This is a genomic window from Microcoleus sp. Pol8_D6 (assembly GCF_036700965.1).
Lineage (GTDB): Bacteria > Cyanobacteriota > Cyanobacteriia > Cyanobacteriales > Microcoleaceae > Microcoleus.
The window spans coordinates 72,337-90,403 of the sequence record NZ_JAUBPW010000009.1 but is presented as its reverse complement, the minus strand read 5'-3'; the positions used below and the strand labels follow the sequence as shown (position 1 = coordinate 90,403).

Annotated in this window: 17 protein-coding genes and 1 pseudogene; 11 read left to right on the top strand and 7 right to left on the bottom strand. The window is 46.5% G+C overall.

Translation table 11 applies throughout. From position 1 onward, the window contains the following. From QUA10_RS06160 to QUA10_RS06140, 5 genes and pseudogenes are all read left to right on the top strand, one after another. Window positions 1–2,137 (top strand): annotated as a pseudogene (locus QUA10_RS06160) (DUF4347 domain-containing protein); the annotation flags it as partial. 713 nt (window positions 2,138–2,850) lie between these two features. After that, a complete protein-coding gene (locus QUA10_RS06155; protein ID WP_333081890.1) occupies window positions 2,851–3,948 on the top strand; it encodes a phosphotransacetylase family protein in 1,098 nt (365 codons plus the stop codon). Window positions 3,949–4,226: 278 nt separating this feature from the next. Next, window positions 4,227–4,730 (top strand): DNA recombination-mediator protein A, encoded by a 504-nt coding sequence (locus QUA10_RS06150; RefSeq protein ID WP_190744281.1) that lies wholly within the window; start codon window positions 4,227–4,229, stop codon window positions 4,728–4,730. A gap of 15 nt (window positions 4,731–4,745) precedes the next feature. Further along, window positions 4,746–5,162, top strand: coding sequence for an MAPEG family protein (locus QUA10_RS06145; RefSeq protein ID WP_333081921.1), 417 nt, complete (start codon window positions 4,746–4,748; stop codon window positions 5,160–5,162). A gap of 111 nt (window positions 5,163–5,273) precedes the next feature. Further along, entirely contained in the window at window positions 5,274–5,765 is a 492-nt protein-coding gene (locus tag QUA10_RS06140) for a YajQ family cyclic di-GMP-binding protein (protein WP_333081888.1), read from the top strand. A gap of 91 nt (window positions 5,766–5,856) precedes the next feature. On the opposite strand, the gene QUA10_RS06135 is transcribed toward QUA10_RS06140, so the two are convergent. The 6 genes from QUA10_RS06135 to QUA10_RS06110 all read right to left on the bottom strand — a co-directional run bounded on the left by QUA10_RS06135 (window position 5,857) and on the right by QUA10_RS06110 (window position 11,948). Continuing rightward, the gene (locus QUA10_RS06135; protein ID WP_333081887.1) at window positions 5,857–7,521 is read right to left on the bottom strand and encodes a mucoidy inhibitor MuiA family protein; all 1,665 of its coding nucleotides are present in this window, start codon (window positions 7,519–7,521) and stop codon (window positions 5,857–5,859) included. A gap of 63 nt (window positions 7,522–7,584) precedes the next feature. After that, a complete protein-coding gene (locus QUA10_RS06130; RefSeq protein WP_333081886.1) occupies window positions 7,585–8,184 on the bottom strand; it encodes a Uma2 family endonuclease in 600 nt (199 codons plus the stop codon). Between the two features lie 103 nt (window positions 8,185–8,287). Next, on the bottom strand, window positions 8,288–9,178 hold the full coding sequence (locus QUA10_RS06125; RefSeq protein ID WP_333081885.1) for a methylenetetrahydrofolate reductase: 891 nt from the start codon (window positions 9,176–9,178) through the stop codon (window positions 8,288–8,290). 162 nt (window positions 9,179–9,340) lie between these two features. Further along, complete coding sequence (gene trpS / locus QUA10_RS06120) at window positions 9,341–10,351, bottom strand: tryptophan--tRNA ligase (protein ID WP_333081884.1); 1,011 nt, start codon at window positions 10,349–10,351, stop codon at window positions 9,341–9,343. A gap of 167 nt (window positions 10,352–10,518) precedes the next feature. Further along, window positions 10,519–11,718, bottom strand: a complete 1,200-nt coding sequence (locus QUA10_RS06115) for an HlyD family efflux transporter periplasmic adaptor subunit (protein WP_333081883.1) — start codon at window positions 11,716–11,718, stop codon at window positions 10,519–10,521. A gap of 35 nt (window positions 11,719–11,753) precedes the next feature. Next, window positions 11,754–11,948 (bottom strand): hypothetical protein, encoded by a 195-nt coding sequence (locus QUA10_RS06110; protein ID WP_333081882.1) that lies wholly within the window; start codon window positions 11,946–11,948, stop codon window positions 11,754–11,756. A gap of 21 nt (window positions 11,949–11,969) precedes the next feature. Here QUA10_RS06110 and QUA10_RS06105 point away from each other — a divergent pair, with 21 nt between their 5' ends. The 3 genes from QUA10_RS06105 to QUA10_RS06095 all read left to right on the top strand — a co-directional run bounded on the left by QUA10_RS06105 (window position 11,970) and on the right by QUA10_RS06095 (window position 14,895). Beyond that, window positions 11,970–12,197, top strand: coding sequence for a secretion protein HlyD (locus QUA10_RS06105; RefSeq protein ID WP_333081881.1), 228 nt, complete (start codon window positions 11,970–11,972; stop codon window positions 12,195–12,197). 169 nt (window positions 12,198–12,366) lie between these two features. Beyond that, the gene (locus QUA10_RS06100; protein ID WP_333081880.1) at window positions 12,367–12,549 is read left to right on the top strand and encodes a hypothetical protein; all 183 of its coding nucleotides are present in this window, start codon (window positions 12,367–12,369) and stop codon (window positions 12,547–12,549) included. Window positions 12,550–12,684: 135 nt separating this feature from the next. Further along, window positions 12,685–14,895 (top strand): peptidase domain-containing ABC transporter, encoded by a 2,211-nt coding sequence (locus tag QUA10_RS06095; RefSeq protein WP_333081879.1) that lies wholly within the window; start codon window positions 12,685–12,687, stop codon window positions 14,893–14,895. Between the two features lie 137 nt (window positions 14,896–15,032). On the opposite strand, the gene QUA10_RS06090 is transcribed toward QUA10_RS06095, so the two are convergent. Beyond that, window positions 15,033–15,425: a Fur family transcriptional regulator gene (locus tag QUA10_RS06090; RefSeq protein ID WP_333081877.1), complete on the bottom strand. Its 393-nt coding sequence runs from the start codon at window positions 15,423–15,425 to the stop codon at window positions 15,033–15,035. A gap of 142 nt (window positions 15,426–15,567) precedes the next feature. Between QUA10_RS06090 and purS the strand changes: the two genes are divergently transcribed. The 3 genes from purS to QUA10_RS06075 all read left to right on the top strand — a co-directional run bounded on the left by purS (window position 15,568) and on the right by QUA10_RS06075 (window position 17,965). Further along, the gene (gene purS, locus QUA10_RS06085; protein WP_333042010.1) at window positions 15,568–15,852 is read left to right on the top strand and encodes a phosphoribosylformylglycinamidine synthase subunit PurS; all 285 of its coding nucleotides are present in this window, start codon (window positions 15,568–15,570) and stop codon (window positions 15,850–15,852) included. A gap of 281 nt (window positions 15,853–16,133) precedes the next feature. After that, window positions 16,134–16,835, top strand: a complete 702-nt coding sequence (purQ, locus tag QUA10_RS06080; protein WP_333081876.1) for a phosphoribosylformylglycinamidine synthase subunit PurQ — start codon at window positions 16,134–16,136, stop codon at window positions 16,833–16,835. A 326-nt stretch (window positions 16,836–17,161) separates the two neighbouring features. Continuing rightward, a complete protein-coding gene (locus QUA10_RS06075) occupies window positions 17,162–17,965 on the top strand; it encodes a DUF4058 family protein (protein WP_333081875.1) in 804 nt (267 codons plus the stop codon). Window positions 17,966–18,067 lie beyond the last annotated feature (102 nt).

The following is an 18,067-nucleotide window of genomic DNA, read 5'->3' as shown; positions in this document are numbered from 1 at the left end:
CGTGGCCTCCGGCAGCGCTGCCGAATACTTGCCAGTGGCGATCGCACCAGTTACTGTCACCATCGCCGACAACGACACAGCTACCTCGACAGCAGGGGTAAAAATTTCTCCCACAACTACCTATGCAGCAGAAGGCGGTGCAAATGGCAGTTACAGCGCGGTATTAACGGGGCAGCCTTCAAGCGACGTTACCGTCAGTTTCGCCACAGACAGTCAAATAGAAGCGCTCACCTCCTTCACCTTCACCTCTGACAACTGGAACCTGCCTCAAACCGCCACTGTCAAAGCAACCGATGACTCCGCCGTAGAAGGAACGCACCTGAGCACGATCGCAGCCAGCGCTAGCAGCACGGATCTGGCTTACAACAATATCGGCATCCCCAAAGTTGATGTGTTGATTATCGACAACGACTCCCCCGGCATTGCCGTCACTCCTAACAGCACCAATGCAGCAGAAGGCTCTGCAGCAGGCAGCTACAGCATTGTCCTTACCAAAGCGCCGACAGCTAACGTTACCGTCAATGTAGCTGCGGGCAGTCAAATAAATGCGATCGCGCCGATAGTTTTCACTCCGGCTAACTGGAATGCACCGCAAACAGTAACGGTGACAGCAACCGACGACACTGTTGTAGAAGGAAGCCACAGCGACACGATCAATCACAGCGTGGCCTCCGGCAGCGCTGCCGAATACTTGCCAGTGGCGATCGCACCAGTTACTGTCACCATCGCCGACAACGACATCGCCCCGCCGACACCGACACCAGTCATTAACTTTTCGCCCACAATTATCGTGCCGCCGACGCCGACACCACCGCCGACACCTGCACCAGTCATCAATTTTTCGCCCACAATTATCGTGCCGCCGACGCCGACACCAGCGGCGACATCAGCGCCGACACCAGCACCAACTCCAGCGCCGACACCAGCACCAACTCCAGCCCCAACCCCAATCCCGGAACCAACTCCCGTCCCAACCCTGCCGCCAACTGAAGATCCAGATTGCATTTGCGCGCAAATTACCTTACCGCAGATCAGTCCTCTTCACGGTTTCAATCTTGTTCAAAACAACCTGGCTGGTACGGATACAAACGATATCCTCGCTGGCACCAGTGGCGGTGACGGCATTAACGGTTTGGCTGGAGACGATGTTCTTGTCGGCTTGGCAGGCAACGACAACCTATTTGGCGGATTGATCAGCAACATTCCTGTTGGGGCGCAGGTCGATCGCGACTTGCTGTTGGGCGGGCCCGGCGACGACTACCTTAACGGTCAAGCCGGCTACGACACCATTTTCGGCGGTCAGGGCAACGACGCTGGTTTCGGTGGCAAAGATAACGACCTGATCTGGGGCGGACGGGGTTCTGACACTGTTGTGGGCGAGGAGGGAAACGACAGCCTCTACGGTGGCATCAACAGCGAATCTGACCGCGATAGCGCCGGGAACGACTTGTTATTGGGTGCCAAAGGAAACGACAGCCTGTGCGCTCAGGATGCCTCTGATACCCTTTCTGGCGGTGACGGCAACGATACTGCGCGCGGTGGCAAGGGCAACGATGTAGTTTTAGGTGACTCGGGCAGCGACTTGCTGTTCGGCGACCAAGGCAATGACTCTATCTGTGCCGGCGACGGGGATGACACGGTGTTTGGGGATATTGGCAGCCCCCTGCCTGTCGGCGTAGCTGGCGGTCAAGACCAAGTGTGTGGCGGTGCTGGCAATGACCTGCTGTTCGGCAATGAAGGCACCGATACTATCAACGGTGATGCTGGCAACGATACGATTTTGGGAGGCAAAGACAGTGACAGCTTGGTCGGCGGCGCTGGCGACGACGTGCTGATTGGCGATGAGGGCAGCGATACTTTGCTCGGTGGCAGTGGACGTGACTTATTTGTCTTGACACCCGCACAAGGAAGTGATGTAATATCCGACTTCAGGAAAGGGGAAGATTTGCTGAGTTTAGCGGGGGGTTTGACCTTCACTCAACTGAGCATTAGCCAAGGCACAAACGGGCCAGAGGCCCGTCCCACAACTTTCATAAGAATTTCTAACTCTGGGGAACTCTTGGCAGTTTTGAATGGGGTGCCAGCCAGTGCGCTCGCGCCGTCCGATTTCGTTCAAATTTTGCGACTCGGTAGCTGAGAGGAAAGCGCTGTAGATCCGCCCAAGGAAAATCAATCTACAGCCATTGAACTGCGATCGGGCTAGCATCGCAATCAGCCTTTGGGCTGCCGAAATGCCAGCCCAAACCGCCAGACAATTTATGTGTTTAGAAGCTAGAAGCCCGATCCTAAGCAGCTTATTGCTCGCAGTGCCACCGATCAGTTGGAACGCGGGCGATCGCCCTAATAATTCATAACTAATAATACATATCCATTTTTAATGGTATGCAAAACTGATTAGGACACAGACCGTGCTTTCTCCCTACGGAATACCTGTTCTTTATCAATAGAAATATGCCGTTAATTTTCCTGACAAGCATTTTGCCGGGATAAAATTTTTTATCAATATTTATACTGTGTTATTTTTCTTGTTAACTGCTCGATTGCCAGGTCTAAACTAAGCAATAATCTTTTAGGAAAAATGTCACCCCAAAAAACGGTTATTAAAGCAATTACGGTATATAAATAATTGTCAAAAGCGGCGTATAAAAAATATAATAAAACCCCAACTTTCACAAACAATGTGAAAAAAAAGGCGAAGAAAAGGGTTGCCAACAGGTAAATAAAAGTTTCAATCAAAAAAATTATCGGCGCAAAAGCGACAAAATCGAGTATAATATAGTATTGCTAAATTGAGTCGCAGTTCAGAAATACTGTTGAAAAACTAAATTTATTGAAATAGACAGGTGCAAATTGAGGATTGAAGGCGTACCCAAATTGACTAAATATTTGCTGATCGGTTCCACAAAAGCTTACAGTGGCAAGTCTGCCATCGCCTTGGGGATGGCACTCGGACTCCGGGACAAGGGGCTGGCCGTCGCCTACGGCAAACCTCTGGGAACCTGTTTCAGCTCGCCAGGAGCTGGGATCGAGGAGGAAGACGTGCGGTTCGCGGTAGAGACGCTGAAGCTCTCTGAAAGTCAGATGCCGTCAACACTGCTGTATTTGGATGAAGAGACGGTTCACAAGCGTTTGCGGGGAGAAGACAAGACAGATTACCGCCAGTCTTTAGCACAATATTTGCAAGCTCCCAGCGGAGACTTGGTGCTGTTAGAAGGCCCAGCTAATTTGGAGGAAGGTAGTCTGTTTGACTTGTCTTTGGCTCAAGTCGCTGAGGCAGTTGATGCCTCTGTGCTGTTGGTAGCCCGCCCGATCGATCTGTATGTAGACGATTTGCTGTCGGCTAAACAGCGTTTGGGTTCGCGGTTGCTGGGCGTGGTACTCAATGACGTTCCCTCGGACAAACTCGAATCCGTAACGGCGACTGTGCGGCCTTTTCTGGAGGCTGCGGGTATTCCAGTTTTGGGAATGCTGCCGAGAAGTGCTTTGCTGCGAAGTGTCAGCGTCAAAGAATTGGTGCACCAATTGAAAGCTGATGTGCTCTGCCGTAAAGACCGTTTGGACTTGATGGTGGAAACCTTGACAATTGGCGCGATGAATGTTAGTTCTGCTCTGAAGTATTTCCGCAAAGCGAGAAATATGGCGGTGGTGACGGGGGGCGATCGCACGGACATTCAGCTAGCGGCTCTGGAAAGCTCGACTCAGTGCTTAATTTTGACAGGCCACTTGCCTCCTTCTCCCCTGGTGATTGGCAGGGCAGAAGAAATGGAAATTCCGGTTTTGTCTGTTGATTTGGATACCTTAACCACGGTGGAAATTATCGACAGCACCTTTGGCAGCGTGCGCCTGCACGAACCGATCAAGGTGGAATGCGTTACTCAGCTAATGGCAGAACATTTTGACCTTGATGGCATGATGGCATCCTTGGGCCTGAGCGATCGAGTCCATTAATAAGAGAGCCGGAGCTGAGGGAAGAAGGTATTCGGCAGAGAGAATTTTTTGTTTAAATAAATAAAAAGCTAAAATTCTTAAATTCTCAATTTTTCTTGAATTCTACCTTGAACTCCGGCTGCCCAATGTCTTGAGACATTCTGCCTTCTGGCTTCCTCAAATCTGCCGCTCCTCTAGTCTGATCTGGTAAATCAGCAATTCTTAACTTCTTTTTGGCGGCAATGGCTAGTGAGTCTGCTAAAATCCACAACGTAGTTTTATTTAATTTAATAAATTCTTTGAGTCAATCAATTGAGCTACCCAGAGTAGATGATTTTTTACAAGAACTTGCGGCGATCCAGCAAACCGGCTCCAAGCGGATTGCTCTTTTGGGTTCTCGCCACGTTCCTATTACCCACCAGCAGCTAATTGAGATGCTGAGCTACGCCATAGTTCTGGGAGGCAATCAGCTCATCACTTCAGGCGCTACAGGCACCAATTCAGCCGCAATTCGAGGGGCAATGCGAGCAGATCCTAATCTGCTGACGGTGATTTTGCCACAAAGCATGAGCCGCCAGCCGCGGGAGTCTCGCGACCAACTCGAACAAGTGATACATTTGGTAGAAAATCCCAAAAATGACAGCTTGTCTCTCCCGGAAGCAAGCGCTATGTGCAATCAGGAGATTATTTCTCGCTGTCAGCAACTGATCTGTTTTGCTTTTCACGAAAGCCACACTTTGCTGAAAACTTGCCAGGATGCGGAGGAACAGCGCAAGGTAGTTACTTTGTTCTATTTTGATTGAACTGCGAGGCGGATGATGCTGTTGGGATTGCCTGTGTCGGTTATTCTGCTTGATTGTATTGCTGCTGCTGCTGCGCTGGTTTACGCACCGTTTTTGGTGGTTGCGTTCGCCCGCTTGCAGCTAGGCTATGACCAAGCAGCCCCCCGCGCTATGTTTGATAAGTTGCCTGCTTACGCTCAGCGGGCAACTTGGGCTCACCAAAATTCGTTTGAGACGTTTATGCTGTTTTCAGCGGCGGCTTTGATGGCTTTTGTGACGGGGGTAGATTCGGAACCGGCAGGTTGGGCTGCGATCGCTTTTACGATCGCCCGGTTGTTGTTTTCGGTTTTCTATATTCTGAATGTGCCGCTGGGGCGATCGCTCATGTTTGCGATTAGTTCTTCTTGCACAGCTAGTTTATTCTATTTCAGTTTAATGGCTGTTAATGGCTAATTCTTATTATTAGTCAGCGGTCAGTAGTCAGGAGTCATTAGTCATTAGTTAAGAGACGCTTAATTAATGACTAATTACCACTACCAATTACCCATTACCAATTACTAATTTATGGCTGCTAGTTATTCATTTGATATTGTCAGCGATTTCGATCGGCAAGAATTAGTTAACGCTGTTGACCAAACAGAGCGAGAAATTAAAAGCCGCTACGACTTGAAAGATACCAAAACTACCGTGGAATTGGGCGCAGAATCCATTACTATCAATACGGACAGCGAATTTACTCTCGATGCAATTCACACTGTTTTGCAAACAAAAGCCGCCAAGCGCAATTTGTCTTTGAAAATTTTTGATTATGGGAAAATTGAAGCTGCTAGTGGTACTAGAGTACGCCAAGAAATCAAACTAAAAAAAGGGATTGACCAGGAAATTGCCAAGAAAATCACTAAATTAATTCGAGATGAGTTTAAAAAGATTCAAGGCTCGATTCAAGGTGATGCAGTGCGCGTTTCGGCTAAGGATAAGGATGATTTACAGTTGGTGATTCAACGCTTGAAGCAAGAAGATTATCCGGTGGCTTTGCAGTTTACAAACTACCGCTAGATTTGATAGTTTCTAGGGGCTTCAGTCCTCATACCTGGTGACGAATCAGGACTAAAGTCCTGACTACAAACAGGTTTTTATCGACTTAATATTAAATATCTAAACCCGTGACTGTTAACTCGGGAGGATGTTCGACCACAAACTGGTAATATAACTCTTGCTTTGCTTGCGGCGGCAGAGACATTATCCATTCTAGAAGTCCCATTTCACCTGCTACTATCTTCGGATTAGTGAGAGTCGATCGTACTTTAATTTGTTCATTGCGACTGACTGGCAATTGCTCTTTTAGTGTCAGGTGTACCTGCACCTGCTGCAAGTTAGTCACATTTAAGCGATAAGCGTAACTCATGCGCCGCTGCTGGCCGATCAGTTTTTTATCTACTTGTCTTTCCACTAATTCCCGTTCTATTTTCAACCCTTCATCTATTCCTAAATTCAGTTTATATTCTTGCCCAGGAGAAACATTTTCTAACTGCACACTGCCGACAAAAGTGTTGTCGCGAAAGATATTTGCTTTACCGGGAAGCAGAGTTGCGCCTGTCAGCGGATTCATAACAACTGCTTGCAAATAGGCAAAACTGACTAATCGCGGGACGGCTATATATTCAGGTTTAAAGGGATAATTTTCGCTGAAAATAGTGACTTTGTGCGGCGTGCCGTCGCTGGGAATGTTGGTATTTCCGCCTACTTGAAATGAGACAGTGCCGCCTTCTCTGGATACTTTTGCTGTAGCGGTTTGAGCTGCTATGGATTCGGGTGCGGCAGCAGCACCCTCCCCAGCCATCATTGCAAATTGTACCTCGGTTTCCATCTCTAATTCCATATAGTCTCTTTCCATTTCTACTCCCGCAGTCGGTCGGGTGGGTTTCATCAAAATTTGTCGGGATCGAGCTGATTTTGGGTGAACAATATCGATAAACCAGGGTTGTAGTTTTGGGGGCAAAGTTCCCAATCCGGGTTTTGCTGTAGATAAATTCAGCGCTACTCCCGTCCAATCTTCGCCTGTATTTTGATTGACTTCGGCTAAGTAATTGAGATTAATTTGGTTTTTGGTAGTGTTTACTCGCAAGTCGTAAAGGGGAGTCCAATTTGCTCGCCTTACTACATAGGAAACTTCTAGTTCAAAATTGCCGCTGCCACTTGGTTCGACGGCGACAATGATGTTAAAACTTTGCTGGGAATCGGGACTTTGTACTTGCCACAACTGCTGCCGTAAAGCTTCTATTTGATTGTCTAATTCTTGCTGTTGTCTTTCGTGTTGGGCGATCGCACTTACATATTTTAGGTAATTAGTTCCTAAAAAGTTGAGCAATTCGCCAGTTTCGTTTAAACCTACCTGCTGTTTGGCGATGCTGCTGGAAAAGAAACCGACGCTTTTTTCGCTCAAACCTTCCACAAATTTGAGCTGAATTTTTCGGGCGGTTATTTTGTCGTTAATTCCCCGTCTTTGGGTTTGTAACTCCTGAATTTGTTGGGTTAATTCGGCGTTGCGATCGCCCACTGGTTCGCTGCTAAATACTGTTTCGGTTCGCACTCCCAGCAATCGCACTGCAACTGTACCCGCACCCGTGGCCCTGACTGACTCTGTTTCGAGGGTTGCGGGTACAGAGGCGATCGCCAATTCTCGCTCGTTTCCCGTCAGAGATACCGTACCGCGGCGCGTCACCAAAGCGCGATCGGTATAAACTGTAACTTCTGATATGCTAGTATTTAGTGTTTTAATGGTATCAGAATTAAGTATTTCTGAGTTAGTCATTGCCAGTTGCTCCTATTTAATAACCGTTTAGTCGATCGAGCTATTTCAAAAGTAGTTTATTGATCAATTTTCCCGATCGCCCATTCCTCTAGAAAATTCCTCAAGCGCATCCAAAGGCGAAGCAAACAAAATGCAGCGTTTGAGCAAAGATAAGTCTAACTCAGGCAGTATTTCACTGCTAGTAATGCGATCGTAACCTTCCTCTCGCAGATGGTAAAGCTCTAGAGTGCCATCTTCCCAAAACCAGACTTCCGGGACTCCCATCAGTCGGTATTTCTGAAGTTTAATCGGACTACCGCTAGTGATAACAATCTCAATACATAAATCTGGCACATCTTTAATAGTTCCGAAACAATAAGACAAATCTGCCTGATACTCCACTTGCTCTTCGACAATCTGACTATAAGTACCGCTGGGAAAAAATACAATTCTTCTTTGCAGAAAATACTGTCCCATTAGCAAACCCATCAAACACCTAATCGCTTCATGCAACCTTCCAGTACCCACAATTTCTAAAACTCCATCACAATAAAATAAGCGTATATTCGCCACGTCTTCAAAGCCAGCTTGAATGGCCTTGAATTGATGCCATGTCAAACCGCGCCAAGTGAAACGTTGTTCGATTGCGGGAGAAGCTGTTGAATTGTCTACAGTTTGAACCATGATTGTTTTATTGATGTTCAAAATGGTAGCGGGGAGGGCGGGTTTACGAGATAGTGGGTTTTAGGCAATTATTATCGGTAAAACCCGCGCCTACGGTTCAATTTTAGCTCAGTGGCTCGATTCCTGCCAAATCCAAAATTTGAGGAATTAAATCTTCTCGTTTGACGGCCATCATGTGAACTCCTTGACAAATCTGCCGCGCTAGCTTGACTTGTTCGGCAGCAATTTTTATGCCTTCCTGCAAGGGTTCTGGAGATTTTGCTAAACGATCGATCGTCTCTTGTGGGATGTGAACTCCCGGCACGTATTTTTTAATAAATTCAGCATTTTTAGCTGATTTAAACAAAAATATTCCTGCTAAAACTGGCTTGTTGCAGCCCACAGCAACGTGGTGCATAAACTTATCCAAAACTTCAAAATCTGTAATTAATTGACTCTGAAAAAACTGTGCTCCAGCCTCTACTTTTTTCTCAAATCGACTTTGCAAACCAGACCAACTGGGGCATTGCGGATCGACGGCAGCACCGACAAATAAATCGGTAAATCCGTCTGTTAAAGGTTTGTCATTCCAGTCTTTGCCGCCATTCATTTTTTGAATGACTTGTAACAGTCGTACTGATTCAAAGTCGAATACACTTTTTGCTTTAGGATGGTCGCCCGCTTTGACGGGATCACCTGTAAGTGCTAATACATTGCGAATGCCTAAAGCGTGGGCTCCCATGAGATCGGCTTGCAGGCCAATTTGATTGCGATCGCGACAAGCAACTTGACAAATTGGCTCAATTCCGTGCTGCACTAAAATCGCCGAAACTGCTAGGGGACACATTCGCAGCACTGCGCGACTCCCGTCTGTGACATTAATGGCGTGAACTCTGTTTTTGAGGCGTTCAGCCATTTGAATTGTATGAGTTATATCGCCGCCTTTTGGCGGGGCAACTTCGGCGGTAATTATAAATTCTCCGGGGGTGGTGCAGGCTGTGCGAAAACGGTTCATAGTTATTCCAAGGAAGAAGGCACGACACTGATTTTGACACGGATACACGGATTAATTATCGAGGGTTCCTTCTGAGGGTGAAGGAACAAAACCCTTCGACTTACTTCCCTTCGGCTACGCTTTGCATGATTTGTTCAGAGTAAAAAGAAGGAAGAAGGAAGACTAATTAGGCAGAGAATAACCGAAAGCTGTCTTCACCTTAGTTAGAGTTTGATTAGCAATAGCTTCTGCTTGTTCTCTTCCGCGACGTAGTACAGACTCTAAATATCCCGGATCGTCCATTATTTCCTTGTATTTATCCTGAATTGGTTTGAGGGCATTAATTGTCGTCTCTGTCAGCAAGGGTTTAAAATCTCCCCAACCCATGTTTTCACACTCCGCTGCTACTTCTTCCTTAGATTTTCCGGAAAGCAGGAGATAAAGTGTCAGCAAATTTCTAGCTTCGGGGCGATCGGGGTCGTCAAATGTCAAACCCCGCACGGCATCTGTTTTGCAGCGCTTAATTTTTTTGGCGATCGCATCTGGCGAATCCAATAAATTAATTCGACTTTGTTCGGAAGGGTCAGATTTCGACATTTTGCGCGTGCCATCTGTCAAACTCATTACCCTCGCACCGTCAGTCCGAATTAACGGTTCGGGAAGTTTCAATACTGGCTTTTCGGGTGTGCCGAATTGGTGATTTAATCTGATCACAATATCGCGGGTGAGTTCCAAATGCTGTTTTTGGTCTTCTCCCACTGGCACTTTGTCGGCATCGTAAAGCAAAATGTCTGCTGCCATTAACACGGGATAATTTAGCAAACCGGCGTTGACATTTTCACCTTGTTTAACTGCTTTTTCTTTAAACTGAATCATATCTTCGAGCCAGTTAATCGGCGTAATACAGTTGAGCAGCCATGCTAGTTCTGTGTGCGCCGATACGTGGGATTGCACGAAAATAGTAGAATATTCTAAATCGATGCCGCAAGCTAAATAGAGCGCTGCGATCGTGTAAGTGTCGGAGGCTAGAGTTGCTGGATTGTGCGGTGCGGTAATTGCGTGCAAATCGACTACGCAGAAATAATTTTCGTACTGACTTTGACCTTCTACCCAGTTGCGAATGGCACCGAGATAATTGCCGAGGTGAAGATTGCCTGTTGGCTGAACTCCAGAAAGAACGCGCTGTTTGCCCATGAGGAAAGAATAGAATTAAACTCACATTTCTATATTGACACGTTATTTCAATTTCAGAGCCTCTAATTTTCTGGCGGTTGACTGCTGACTGCTGACTGTTGAGTTGACTGTTGACAACTAACAACTAACAACTGACGACTGACAACTGACAACTGACAACTGACTAATTACCAATCTGTCAGCAACCTTGCTTTCCGCAAAATAAATGTCAGAACAGTTTCTTCGCCCGTAATAATATCGGCTCGGCCTTCCATTCCCGATTGAATTGAATACTGGCGGGGGACATTAGCCTGGGAGTTTCCGAAGAATTGGTCGTTGGCGGATTTGAGTTTTGTTAAATAAGTTTGTTCGGGCTTAATTGCCACTTCGTAATAAGCTGTACCTAAATTATTAGTGGGATTTTGAGGGGCGATCGCATCTGGGGCGATTTCGCTGACGGTTCCTTTTAATGTGCCGTAATCGGGGAAAGGCAAAGCCGAAATCCTGATCTGTACGGGTTGGCCGATTTGGATGCGGGCGATGTCTTGGGATGTCACCTTGGCTTTGACTACCAGGGGTACGTCGCTGGGGACGATTTGGGCGATCGCACTGCCGGCTTGTACGGTTTGACCAGTATTTCGTACTTCCAATCTGAGAATTGTACCATCCGTGGGCGTGCGGATCACGCTATTTTCTAGTTTTAACTCAATTTGATTTAGTTCTTTTTTAGCTTGAATTAATTGTTGTTGAAGGGACGATCGCTTGACGAGCAAAACCCGCCGACTTCGGCCCAGCCTCTCGGCGACATCCGGCAGCGATGTGGCGAATTTTATTAAAGCGGATTCGATTAATTCCTGTTGGGCGGAACTTTCACTGTGGATGCTTTTAAATTGGGCGCTGGCCAAAATTTGATTTTCTAAGTCGCGCAGTTGCTGGTTAATTTGCTGTGCTGCTGGTTGAGACTGATTAATTATTTCTTGTAACTGTTTTTTTTGAGCGCCCAAACGCGAAGCGTCTATAACTGCGATCGCATCTCCTTCTTTTACTGTCTGATTCTCTCTGACAGCAATGCTTTCGACGGTTCCTTCGGTGGCTGCTTGCACGACGCGCACTTCTCCGGCTGGACGGACGATCGCATCTGCTTTGACTGTAGCGCTGTATTTGGTGACGCTAGCGAGGGCGATCGCCCCGCCAAAGGTCGCCACCATCAAAATGCCCCCCAAAGTCGTCCAGCGGCTGACAGGGGGCAAAAACTGGTCGTTATCAAAGGTTTCAGTGGGTGTGGCTTCGGGAGTGAGAGACATGGCGGCAAGGGGGAGAGAGGGATAGTTTGGAGTTTGGAGTTTTGAGTTGGGGGGGAGGGAGAGATCGCTGATTTGTTTTGTCACTTTTATGATCAGCTTTCCGGAAACCAAGCATAAGTTTAGAAGTCTAAATCAAAATTCACAGGGTAAAGGTAAAAATCCGCACAGCTTTGCCGTTCCCACCCATAAACTTCCCCAAATATCAAGAGGAGTGAAGCCAGCGGGCGACTGTCATGAAAATACGGCGTTTCCGCCATGACTTTTGGCGCTGTTACCGGGTTTTTCCTGTATGCGTAGGTAGTAAGTAAGTACATAGGTATTAATAGGAGTTATTTATGCCAGAAAATCAACAAGGTTCACTCTTCATCGAAGTAACCGATGGAGAATCTGCTACTGTCAACGGTGGCAGCATTACCAGCAGTGTTAGCGGTGCTAAAAGCAACAGCGAGACGGATAACAGCAGCCGCGAGGGTCTCACTATGCTGTTTTTCCTGCCGCAGCCTAGCCAGCTTTATCTGTACGATCCGAGGCGCGCTCTCCCTTACAAAACCCTAGTGGTTTAGATAGCTGAGTCAAGTTGTGCGATAAAGTAAATTTTGAAAATTTATCCGTAGTATTCCGGATGTCGTACAGGACTACAAGAAGTATTACTCAGTATTTACACGAGAATCTAGAAATTCAATAATATTTCTAGTTTCCCTTCAATTTTATTAAGTTAAACGGAGTCTAATCATGAAAGAAACAAAGGACAATTCCCTGTTTGCTGAACTCACCCCTGAAGAATCAGCTAGCGTCAACGGCGGTCACTATTATGCCAATCGAGACAATTGTCAGCGGCAGCGGCGCAGTTGGGTCGTGTACCGCCGGAATTGCGACGGTTCATACAGAAGAGTAGTCCGCTACGCCTACTACTAAAGTTTAGTGCTAGTCAATTCAGATCTATAACTGTGGAATCGAGAAAGCACCCATAACTTTATGGGTGCTTTTTGCTGATTGGGTAGTTGGTGATGAGTAATCTTCTTTATGCTCTACCATTATTCATTTTGCAAAATGTTAAAGAACATCCCTTTGATCGGCAAAATGCCATTATTCGGACAAGTTAACAGGTTTAAGAAATATCAGGTTGTTCTCCAGCAGAGCGAAGAAGATTGCGGGGCGGCTTGTTTGGCTTCGATCGCGAAATTTTACGGACAAAATTTTACTATTAGCCGCTTGCGAGAATGTGCGGGCACTGGCCAAAAAGGCACGACTCTGCTGGGCTTGAAACAAGGTGCTGAGGCGATCGGCTTTAATGCTCGATCCGTGCGAGCCGCGGCTGCTATTTTAGACAAGCTCGATGATGCCCCTCTACCGATGATTATTCACTGGAGCGGTTATCACTGGGTTGTTTTGTACGGAAAGCAGGGCGACAAATATGCGATCGGCGATCCGGCTGTCGGTATGCGCTATGTTTCTAAAGCAGAATTAGCAGCAGCTTGGACAGATTGGCTGTGCTTGCTAGTAGAACCCGATGCTGAGCGGTTTTTTGCAGCCGCAGAGGGCCAACCGCCCGCCAATTCCTTACAAAAATGGATGCGCCGGATTGGGATTTATCGCCCGATATTAATGGAAGCATTTTTGCTGAATGTGGTGTTGGGTTTGCTGTCGATTTCTTCGCCTTTTCTCGTTCAACTGCTCACCGACGACATCCTGGTGCGGGGCGACAGACAACTCCTGGCGAGTGTGGCGATCGCAGTTATAGTTATGAACCTTTTTAGCAGCAGTTTAGGATTGGTAGAGTCGAACTTAATTGCTCAGTTTTCCCAGCGTTTAGAATTGGGATTGGTGATGGAATTTGCGCGCAAATTTCTGCGGTTGCCTTTGAGCTTTTACGAAACCAGACGCAGTGGCGAAATCGTCAGTAGATTACAAGATATCCAAGAAATAAATAAATTAGTTTCTCAAGCCGCTATCAGCTTGCCAAGTCAATTTTTTATCGCTGTAGTTTCTTTTATTTTTATGTTATTTTACAGTAAACAACTGACTTTAGCAGCTACAGCTATAGCTCTGTTAATGACTGCCTCTACAGTGGTCTTTTTGCCCGTATTGCAGCAAAAAACGCGCAGTTTATTTGTGCTGGAAGCAGAAACTCAAGGCGTTTTAGTAGAAACTTTTAAAGGCGCGCTGACTGTCAAAACTACTACCAGCGGTCAGCAACTTTGGGAAGAATTTCAAACCCGCTTCGGTCGCTTAGCAAAGCTCACTTTCCGCACTACACAAATTGGCATTCTAAACAATATATTTTCTGGTTTTGTTGCCTCTGCTGGCAGCATTACTCTGCTGTGGCTTGGTAGCGGTTTGGTGATTGACAAGGTATTGAGTATAGGTCAGTTGCTAGCGTTTATTAGCATGAATCAAAACGTTACTACTTGGGTGAATTCGCTAGTAGGATTTACTGATGAGATGACTCGCGTGCAGACAGCAACTCAACGGCTGTCGGAAGTTATCGATGCTGAACCGGAAACTAAAGACGATACGAATAAACCTTTTGTAACTATTCAAGACCGCGACGGTATTGTTTGTAAGAGTGTTAATTTTCACTACCCCGGCCGACTTGACTTGCTGGAAAATTTTTCTGTCACATTTCCGGGCGGTCAAGCAGTTGCTTTGATCGGCTATTCTGGCTGCGGAAAAAGTACGCTGGCTAAAGTAATTGCGGGTCTGTATTCCCTGCAATCTGGTAATATTAGAATTGGCGGTTACAACTTACAGGATTTGTCTCTCGACAGTCTCAGACAGCAGGTAGTATTGGTTCCTCAAGAAGCGCATTTTTGGAGCCGTTCGATTCTCGAAAATTTTCGTTTGGGCAGTCCAGATATCAGCTTTGAACAGATTGTTAAAGTCTGCAAAATTGCGGGGGCGGATGAATTTATCAGCCAATTACCAGATAAATATCAAACTGTTTTAGGGGAGTTTGGAGCGAATATTTCTGGCGGACAAAGACAGAGATTGGCGATCGCCCGCGCCATTCTCAACAACCCGCCCGTATTGATTTTAGACGAATCTACCGCAGGGCTTGACCCCGCAAGCGAAGCGGAAGTCTTAGAAAATTTGTTGATGTACCGGCACGGGAAAACGACGATTTTTATCAGTCACAGACCGCGAGTGATCGATCGGGCCGATTGGATTATCATGTTAGAACGCGGCCGATTAAAACTGCAAGGCTCGGCTGCAAAATTGCGATCGATTCCAGGAGACCATTTAGAGTTTTTGCATCCTTGAGCGAGTTAATAAAACGACAGGTTGAAATCTGTTGCTACACAAACAAAACCCGCCTGCGCGGTTCGACACCGAGTCAACAGTCAACTATCATTTCTGAGTGCAACCGGAATTGAGATAACTCATGACTAATAACTTCTCTAAGTTTCTTGAGCCAAAGTACATCGATCGCACAATCCGAAAAACTCCAAAGTGTGATAATAAATTTTGAAAGAATGAGATTGTTGTAGTTGGCTTTCTAAGTGGTGGACGGGACATTCGTCGATCGTAATTGACGCGCCACATTCCAGACAAGTTAAGTGATGTTGGTCTTGGTGGGCGGCACCGTAGAGAGATTCGCCACTAGCAAGCGTTCTGACATGAACGAACCCCTCTCGCTTTAAACCGTCGAGGGAGCGGTAAACGGTTGCTAGCCCCATGCTGTGGTCGCTGTTACGCAGTTCTAAGTAGATATCTTGCGCTGAGAGCGATCGATTCAAGTGCTTGAGCAAGTGTAAAATACGCTCCTGACTGCGGGTGCGGTTGGTTCTCATAATTTTTTGTGTAATCTGCTAGAGTCAAATCTGTCCCTGTTTCTAGGCTATCTTACTTGGGCGAACCAAATGGCGATCGGCGCGCAGCTCGGTTGTAGAATACAATGGGGCTAACTTTCACATCACCTACCGCAACATTCCCGTGACTCAGAAATATCTTGCCCAAATCTATGTTACCCTCCGCCCTTCTGTTTTAGATCCCGCCGGCACTGCCGTACAGTCTGGTTTGCAACACATGGGATACGACAATGTTGAGCGCGTGCGTATTGGGAAATACGTTGAATTGACGCTGACTGCTGCTGGTGAGTCGGAGGCCCGCGAACAACTCGATCGCGTTTGCGACCAACTTTTGGCCAATCCAGTGATTGAAAATTATCGCTTTGATTTGACTGAAATTCCTGTTGCTGTGGAGACAGCGGCGGCATAAATGCGATCGTCCCTAGGGTGCTTTGAAACCCGGAGATCCCCCCTAACCCCCCTTAATCAGGGGGGGAAAAGAGCATTTAAAGTCTCTATTAAACACGCGGGAACTCGGAACACTCAAAGTCCCCCTTCTTAAGGGGGATTTAGGGGGATCAAGACTTCGATACAAGGGAGAAAAACATAAGATTTTAGTCTTATGTTGACACCTCTTCCTTCTTCCTGACATCCGTTACATCCGTTACATAATCCGTTGCCGAACTTCCCTCTTCCTTCTTCCTTCAGCTTATGAAATTTGGAGTTATTGTTTTTCCGGGTTCAAATTGCGATCGCGATGTGGTGTGGGTGACTCAAGGGTTACTCCACCAACCGACGCGGATGATTTGGCACGAAGATACCGATATTTCGGATATTGATGTCATTGTAATTCCGGGTGGTTTCAGTTACGGAGATTATTTGCGGTGCGGCGCGATCGCCCGTTTTTCTCCGGCGATGCGGGCTACTGCGGAACACGCGAAACAAGGAAAGCTTGTATTAGGCATCTGCAACGGTTTTCAGGTGTTGACTGAAGCTGGTTTGTTGCCCGGTGCTCTGGTGCGGAATGCGGGATTGAATTTTATTTGCGATCGGGCTTCTTTGAAAGTCGAACGCGGTAATACTCGTTGGACTGCCGCTTATACTACGGGTGAAATCATCGATTTGCCGATCGCCCACGGCGAAGGAAACTATTATGCCGATGCCGATACTTTAGCAGAACTAGAAGAGCACAAGCAAGTCCTGTTTCGCTACTGTACTCCGGCGGGCAAAATTAACGATGCTGGCAATCCCAACGGTTCGTTAAATAATATTGCCGGTATTTGCAACCGCCAAGGCAATGTATTAGGAATGATGCCGCATCCTGAACGGGCATCCGATCCGATGTTGGGCGAAACTGATGGGGTTAAATTGTTTCAAGGGTTGTTGATGGCAAGTGTTGCTGCTGTTTTGTAGTTGATATTTGGGGTGTCTATAATTTTATGAACAGGCAAGATGCCTGTTCCACAGTAGATTAAATTTGTTGTGGGGTGGGCATCTTGCCCGCCCAAAATCAACAGGCAAGATGCCTGTTAGACAATAGATTAAATTCATCTACAAATAGACATCTCCAATAATTACTGTGGCACAAACATCGTGCCTCTTCTTAAAGCTTTAACTGGTTCCCAGACTCCAGCCTGGGAACCTATATCCAGAGGCTCTGCCTCGCTTTAAAGCGACGCACCCTACAAAATTAAAAATGCTAAAATGATTTGAAAGTCAATACATCGGAAAACAGTCCTATGCCTTCACCTTTTCCTGGAATGGACCCCTACTTAGAACACCCCGATTTCTGGCAGGAAACTCATCATTGGTTAATTTCTGCGATCGCGGCATCCTTAGTCCCCCAAATTCGCCCTAAATATGAGGTTGCAATCGACAAACGCATCTATGAAATTACCGATCCAAATGACAGTGACAGCGACTCCCTTTTAGTAGGTATCCCCGATGTCGCGATTAAGCGTCAATCTAATAACCCGAATATTCCTACAGGTTCAGTTGCCACTGTAAGTATAACACTTCCGACTACCGTTAAAGTGCCTGCTCCTGAAAAAATTAAACAGACTTACTTGGAAGTGCGAGAAATGGCAACGAAACAAGTTGTCACCGCCATTGAAATTCTTTCTCCTGTCAACAAACGTAGTGGAGAAGGAAGAATTACTTATCTCAAAAAACGCCAGAGTATTTTAGGTAGCTTAACCAATTTAGTGGAAATCGATTTACTACGAAAATGGGAAGCTATGCCCATTCTTAATAATTCTATTCAAAGCGATTATCGGATTTTAGTCAGTCCCAGTAATCGCCGTCCGTTTGCCGAACTTTATGCTTTTAATCTCCGCGATTCTCTACCTATATTTCCGCTTCCCTTGCGCGAGGAAGATGTAGAACCTATTGTTAATTTACCAGAAATATTTGCAGGTATTTACGATCGCGCTGGCTATGATTATCGGATCGATTACGATCGAGAACCCGTACCGTCTCTATCGGAAGAAGAGCGGGTTTGGGCTACCCAAATTTTGCAAGAAAAAGAACTTCGAGATAATTAATTATATTTTACTTTATATCGTAGGGTTAGTCGCGCTCGACAATCTCTAAATCCACTTGAAAAATTCGCAGTGACGGACTAAACGGCAGCCGGCAAGATATAA